Origin of the sequence: Streptomyces vastus, from assembly GCF_039532825.1 — a bacterium.
In the GTDB taxonomy this organism is placed as follows: domain Bacteria; phylum Actinomycetota; class Actinomycetes; order Streptomycetales; family Streptomycetaceae; genus Streptomyces; species Streptomyces vastus.
In genome coordinates, this window is sequence record NZ_BAAASJ010000037.1 from 22,484 (window position 1) to 28,651 (window position 6,168).

The 6,168-nt window shown below is 67.9% G+C and carries 5 protein-coding genes and 3 pseudogenes; 4 read left to right on the forward strand and 4 right to left on the reverse strand.

Going from position 1 to position 6,168, the window contains the following annotated elements; all coding sequences use genetic code 11:
• Positions 1 to 120 precede the first annotated feature (120 nt).
• Positions 121 to 297: a hypothetical protein gene (locus tag ABD357_RS19455; RefSeq protein WP_344391610.1), complete on the forward strand. Its 177-nt coding sequence runs from the start codon at positions 121 to 123 to the stop codon at positions 295 to 297.
• 301 nt (positions 298 to 598) lie between these two features.
• Here ABD357_RS19455 and ABD357_RS19460 read toward each other — a convergent pair whose 3' ends face one another.
• Positions 599 to 1,777 (reverse strand): YVTN family beta-propeller repeat protein, encoded by a 1,179-nt coding sequence (locus ABD357_RS19460; protein WP_344391611.1) that lies wholly within the window; start codon positions 1,775 to 1,777, stop codon positions 599 to 601.
• 393 nt (positions 1,778 to 2,170) lie between these two features.
• Between ABD357_RS19460 and ABD357_RS19465 the strand changes: the two genes are divergently transcribed.
• The 3 genes from ABD357_RS19465 (at position 2,171) to ABD357_RS19475 (ending at position 5,006) form a co-directional block, all read left to right on the forward strand.
• Positions 2,171 to 2,881 (forward strand): class E sortase, encoded by a 711-nt coding sequence (locus tag ABD357_RS19465; protein WP_344391612.1) that lies wholly within the window; start codon positions 2,171 to 2,173, stop codon positions 2,879 to 2,881.
• 251 nt (positions 2,882 to 3,132) lie between these two features.
• Positions 3,133 to 3,333 (forward strand): hypothetical protein, encoded by a 201-nt coding sequence (locus ABD357_RS19470; RefSeq protein WP_344391614.1) that lies wholly within the window; start codon positions 3,133 to 3,135, stop codon positions 3,331 to 3,333.
• 116 nt (positions 3,334 to 3,449) lie between these two features.
• A complete protein-coding gene (locus tag ABD357_RS19475) occupies positions 3,450 to 5,006 on the forward strand; it encodes an oxidoreductase (RefSeq protein ID WP_344391616.1) in 1,557 nt (518 codons plus the stop codon).
• On the opposite strand, the pseudogene ABD357_RS19480 reads toward ABD357_RS19475, so the two are convergent.
• From ABD357_RS19480 to ABD357_RS19490, 3 pseudogenes are all read right to left on the reverse strand, one after another.
• A pseudogene (locus ABD357_RS19480) lies at positions 5,003 to 5,311 on the reverse strand (transposase family protein); the annotation flags it as partial. The gene ABD357_RS19475 and the pseudogene ABD357_RS19480 overlap by 4 nt on opposite strands.
• Positions 5,312 to 5,442: 131 nt before the next feature.
• A pseudogene (locus ABD357_RS19485) lies at positions 5,443 to 5,714 on the reverse strand (hypothetical protein); the annotation flags it as partial.
• 97 nt (positions 5,715 to 5,811) lie between these two features.
• Positions 5,812 to 6,072, reverse strand: a pseudogene (locus ABD357_RS19490) (hypothetical protein); the annotation flags it as partial.
• Positions 6,073 to 6,168: the final 96 nt, after the last annotated feature.

Genomic DNA, 6,168 nt, shown 5'->3' on the forward strand with positions numbered 1-6,168 from the left:
GACGGCAACCTTTCTTGAACCCGTGACCACAGATGAGCCAGGAGCCCCGTTCGCGCGGGGCTCCCAGAACCTCGTGCACGGTCCGCATCGCGTGCACCTGAACCACGTAAGGACTCATCCGTGGCATCCACTTCCCACCGCCGGTCCCTCCGGAGACGGCGCACCGCGCTGGTGTCTGCCGCTGCCGTGGCGGCCGCCGGGCTCGGCGCGGTTTCCTTTGTGATGAACGCCAACGCGACCCCGACCCCCGTCGAGCCGGCCCGCCAGAAGGGGGCGGGTGCGGGGGTTCTTCACTGACCTTCACTATTGGTCCCCTCTCCCGGGGGGACCAGTTGCGAAAAGCGTGAACACTCTCCCGGAGAGTGTTCACGCTTTTCACGTTGGCCTCCTGCGGAGGGGGCACACGGTCAGCGGCGGCACGGCGACCGTCACGTCGAGCGACGACGGCATCAACGCCCGCAGAGCGGCGCGGCGTCAGGCCGGCACGTACCGCCACGCGCTGGGAGGCGACGCCCCGACCCGTGCGTCAGCAAGTTGCTGACGCACCGGAGGGGGGACCGATGGAGGGCTGAGAACGCCTCCCTCCTCGTCGCCCTGTTCAGGAGGTTGCGATGGCCACGCCAAACGGGCTGTCGCCGACAGGGATGGTGGCGGTGACGGTGTTGGTGTTGGTGTCGATGACCGACACGGTGTCCGAGTCGAGGTTGGTGACGTAGGCGCGGGTGCCGTCCGGGGTGACTGCCACGCCCATTGGGCTGTTGCCGACGGGGATGGTGGCGGTGACGGTGTTGGTGTTGGTGTCGATGACCGACACGGTGTCCGAGACGACGTTGGTGACGTAGGCGCGGGTGCCGTCCGGGGTGACCGCCACGCTCGCCGGGTTGTTGCCGACGGGGATGGTGGCGGTGACGGTGTTGGTGCTGGTGTCGATCACCGACACGGAGTTCGAGCCATTATTCGTGACGTAGGCGCGGGTGCCGTCCGGGGTGACCGCCACGCCCGTCGGGCTGTCGCCGACGGGGATGGTGGCGGTGACGGTGTTGGTCGTGGTGTCGATCACCGACACGTCCGAGCCACCAGCACTGGTGACGTAGGCGCGGGCGCCGTCCGGGGTGACCGCCACGCCATACGGTCCGAAGTCGACGGGGATGGTGGCGGTGACGGTGTTGGTGGTGGTGTCGATCACCGACACGGAGTTCGAGCCGACGTTGGTGACGTAGGCGCGGGTGCCGTCCGGGGTGACTGCCACGCCCGTCGGGCTGTTGCCGACGGGGATGGTGGCGGTGACGGTGTTGGCGGTGGTGTCGATCACCGACACGGAGTTCGAGCCAGAATTGGTGACGAAGGCGCGGGTGCCGTCCGGGGTGACCGCCACGCCCGTCGGGTTGTTGCCGACGGGGATGGTGGCGGTGACGGTGTTGGCGGTGCTGTCGATCACCGAGACGGTGTTCGAGCCAGAATTGGTGACGAAGGTGTCCCCCGTCTGGCTGGGGGGTGGTGGCGTGGGCGACGGCTCGGCTGTCGATTCCGATGACTCGGTTCTCGCACTCGACACGCTGTCCGAGCGATTGTCGGAGACGTTGTCCGAGCGATTCTTGGAGACTTGGACAAACGGTTCCGTCTGGCCGGGAACTGGTGGCGTGGGCGACGCCACAGCCATCGATGTCGACAGCCCGGCCGCAATGACTACTCCGAGCAGGGCAATTCCGACCCGAAGCCACCAGCCCGCGGTGGCAGATGTGATGCGTCTCTTTCGCAACCGGACCTCCATATCCATGCGACGCACGCCAAGGCGGCAGCGCTTTCACAGTGATGTCGCGACCATAGGAGTGCCTTGTCTTATCGACGCGAGCATTGGACCGTCTGCGGCGAGTCGCCCAGCACTTGCACCCTCCAAGCGGCGGAATCGTCACACCGGTCATGCCCAACCACCGTTACGGCCGTGTGATTGCTCCCACCAGATCCCAGGGCCTCGGCGTAGTCGCCGGGCATCCGGTTCATGACGGCCCCGGCTCAATCGGCGCCGACGTTGCGAAAAGCGTGAACACTCTCTGGGAGAGTGTTCACGCTTTTTCACGTTGGCCTTCTGGCGGGGCCGAGAGCGGGGAACGCCCGGTCCGTTCTGGGCGTTGTTCACTGTGTTGACTCCCGGCTACCGGTCCCGAGTGCCGTGTCCCTTTCCCGAGCTTTCTCCGTCGCGCTCTCGGGCGCTGTCATCGCCGTGCTCGTCGGTTGCTCAACCGGCGGAGCGGACGCGGGCGCCGATGCGCGCGCCCCGAGTCCGCCGTCCACGGTGGCCGAGCCGACGACCACCCCTGCCGAGCCCTCACGTGAGAGCCCTTCTCCCACACCGACTCCCTCCAAGCCCAGCACCCGGGGCCAGACCGCATCGCTGACCATCCCGGAGATCGGCCTCCAGGACCTGCGCGTCGTGCCTTACGAGGGGACGACCGACGACTGGCCGGGGACACGCATCCAGAACGAGGGCGTCGCCGCCAGCCCGTACGGCAGCAGCGGCGGCGTCGGCCCCGGCGAGGTCGGGAACTACCTCGTCACGGCCCATCGCCTCTCCGCCGGCGGGCCCCTGCGCGAGCTTCCAACTCTCGACGAGGGTGACACGGTGACCATCACGGCTGGCGGGAAGGCCTACAAGTACGAGATCACCGACACCAGAAGCACGTCCTTCCGCTCCGAGCGCTCCCTGGCCGAACAACGGGCCGCCGTCCCCGGCTCCCCGGGCCTCCGGCCCACCGAGGCCGTGATCACCATCTCCACCTGCGCGACACCCGAGGACAACGCGGCCGGAAACTTCTGGCGCGACGACAAGGGCAACCCCGAACACCGCATCGACAAGATCGGGGTGCTGACTTCAGTGACGTAGGCGGCGCGCACCAGGTCCACGGTTCGATGCATCGCACTTGTCCCGGCGGTTGAGCTGTGGCTGACTGGCGACGGCGTCGAGGGGGAGTGAGCATGGGCAACTGGGCCGTGATCGTGCAGTACCAAAATGACGTGTACAGGACTGAGTTCATCTGCCGTGCGCTGGAAACGAAGGACCAGGCACTGGAGTAGCTCCGTGCTGTCGTCCACACGTACGTACCGAGCAAAAATATCGTCGAGCAGTGGCGCCACGTGTACCGTTTCGCCGACCAGGAGTCATATCTGGTGGTGATCAAAGGCCGGCTGACGAAGTGGGAGTGCACCCTGCGCATCGCGGAGCTGGTCTCGGACTCGACCGACCCGGCGGTGGCCAAGAGGGCGCAGACGCAGATGGAAGAAGGCGCGGCGGAGGTGGCTGACGGGCCGCAGGACCAGATCCCGCCCGGCTACTGAGAGGCGGGCCGAACTCCGCTGGGGTCGCTCTTAGAACTCCTGACAGAATGGGCCACCCTCCGATCTGCGCGAGGTAGGGCAGGGCGAGTGCGAGGGAAGATCACTACTCTGCACGAGTGCTCTCATACGACGAGTTGACTTCACCGGAGCGTGAGCTGTGGGATGCGTTCCCCGAGGGACGCCGCGTGGATCTGCGCACAGGTGTGCCCGAGGAGGACCGTGTCGCCGAGGGTGGGCAGTGGGGCCCCGGGCGGACGGTTCGGGCCGCCGCGATCGTGGCGCTCCTCCAGGGCGCGAACACCGCGCAGCCGGGCGCCGTCGCATGTCTGAGGCTCGCCGGGGCGAGGATATCCGGGCACCTCAACCTGGCCGGCGCGCAGATCGCTCACGCCCTCTGGCTCGAGGACTGCTGGTTCGAGCAGGACGTGGACCTCTCCGGAGCGTCGACCCAGTCAATTGCGATCGTGGGCAGCCGAGTGCCGGGCGTGGAAGCCGGATTGATCCGTATCGAGGGACGCCTCGACCTGCGGCGCTCTCGCCTCGAAAGCGGCTCTGCCTCGCCCTTCCACCGCAGGGTGACCGCCTTGTCGCTCATCAACGCCCACGTGAGCGGCGCCGTGAACCTCAACGGCGCCGAGATCACCGCACCCGAGGAATGGGCGGTGTCCGCTGGCGGACTGGTCGCGGAGGGCGGCTTCTACTGCCAGGACGGATTCGTCGCGCACGGTGAACTCCGTTTCATGGGGGCACAGCTGCCAGGCGGACTGCACATGCGGGGCGCACTACTGGAACGCCCCAGCCAGCGCGGGGTGGCGCTTGCCCTGGACAACGCTGTGGCCTCGACGCTCGACTTCTCCGACGGGTTCATCGCGAACGGGACCGTACGGCTGCGGGGCACCCGGATCTCGGACGACCTGACTTTCGAAGGAGCTGTCCTGAACGGGCCGCCCGATGGCCGCGGTCCCTCATTGGTCGCCCTACGGATGCAGGCTGTCGACTTCGACTTCACCCTTGCCCGGCCACCGTCCGGCACCGTGGACCTGCGGGGCGCGCAGGTGTCCTACCTCCACGACAGCGACCACAGCTGGCCGGACGTGGTGGAGCTGGACGGCTTCGTCTACGGCTCCATCAAGGTGGACGAGGCAGGTGAGCGGCGGGAGGCAGTGGGACGGCGGGACTCCGTGGCCCGCCGCGTGGCGTGGATACGACGCGGCCCGGGCTACAACCCCCAGCCCTATGAGCAGTTGGCGAGCTGGTATCGGAAGGCCGGCCACGACCACGACGCCCGCCGCGTACTCCTGGCCAAACAGCGCAATCGGCGTCAAACTCTGCCCCCGGCCGCGCGTGTGTGGGGGCACCTGCTCGACGTGACCGTCGGTTATGGCTACCGCCCCTGGCTGGCCGGCGTCTGGCTCCTCGCGCTGACCTTACTGGGCACACTGTCCTTCGGCACTCACTCCCCCAACCCGGTCAAACGAGGCGAAGGCGCCCCGTTCCAGCCCCTCGTCTACACGCTCGACCTCCTGATCCCCATCGGTGGTCTGGGTCAGCGCACGGCTTGGTACTGGTCGAACGGCAGCCTCCAGTGGCTGGCCTACCTGCTGATCGCCTTCGGCTGGGTGCTGACGACCGCAGTCATCGCGGGTGTCACCCGCACCCTGCAGAAGAACTAGCGGGCGACACCTGAGTTCAGGCGTCGCCAGCAGATGAGTGCGCATCCCAGAGTGAGGAAGGCCTTGTGGATGTCGTCACGGATCTCCCAGCGGATCCGCAGGCGGCGGAACCAGTGCAGGTGGACAAACGCGCGCTCCACGACCCAGCGTTGGGTGCCCAGGCCGGAGCCGTGCTCGGTGCCCCGGCGGGCGGTCAGTGGCTTCACACCGAGATCCCAGACGAGACGGCGGTACTTGTCGTGGTCGTAGCCGCGGTCGCTGCGTGGTGCCCGCGCGAGCGCGGGGCGCGGCGAGGGGGTGGTGCGGCGACGGGGCCCACCGGATACGTCCCAACGGAGCCTGACCGGAGTCGAGTTCCCGCACTCCGGCAGACACTGTGGCCTCGCGGACGCCGGCGGCACGGGCGACGGCTCTGATCCCGCCGTGGCCGAGGGACCAAATTGCTCTTCGCCTGAGCATGGCGGGCGGACAGCTTGGGACGGCGGGCGATCTCGACGTCTCTGGCCCAGGCGAGGACCCAGCTCCGTACAGGACTCAGGGACTGCCACTCGACGGCCTTGGCGAAGGCTTCGTCCTTCGTGTTCTGCATCTCCTCCAGACGGCCGGGATCGACGACGGCGAGGGCGGCGCGCAAGGCATCAGGAGTCTGCTCGGGACGGGGGATCCGCTCATTTCCGTGATCGGCCTGGGTGCTATGGCCTCTTCCAGAGGGTGCCCTGGCCAGAGTCCTCGGCCAGGCTCTGCGCCCGGCCCCGCCCGGCCGCGAGTAGCGCCGTCGGGCAGGGGTCTCCGCAGACCTCCGTGGCTACTCGTCCGTGAAGATCTCGTCGGCGGAGCGGACGATGACGGCCCGCCGGTGCCAGTGGCGCAGGGTTTCGGGGTCGTCGCAGTTGGTGATGCGCTCGCGGACTGGTTCGGGGACGTCGAGGCCGCGCACATCGAAGACGTCCAGGATGTCCTCGGCGCGGCTCTGCGCCCGGCCCTGCGCCTGGCCCTGTGCCCGGCCTTCGTCGCGGGCTTCTTCAAAGATGGGCGACTTGTAGAAAGAAAGGTCCACGGCCACTAGTAGGACTCCGTTAGGTCTGTCTTGATCTTGGTGTGGTCCTGGTGGGCAGGGGTTGGTGGCAGGTGGCGCAGATGCCGGTCCAGCAGTTCAGCAGGT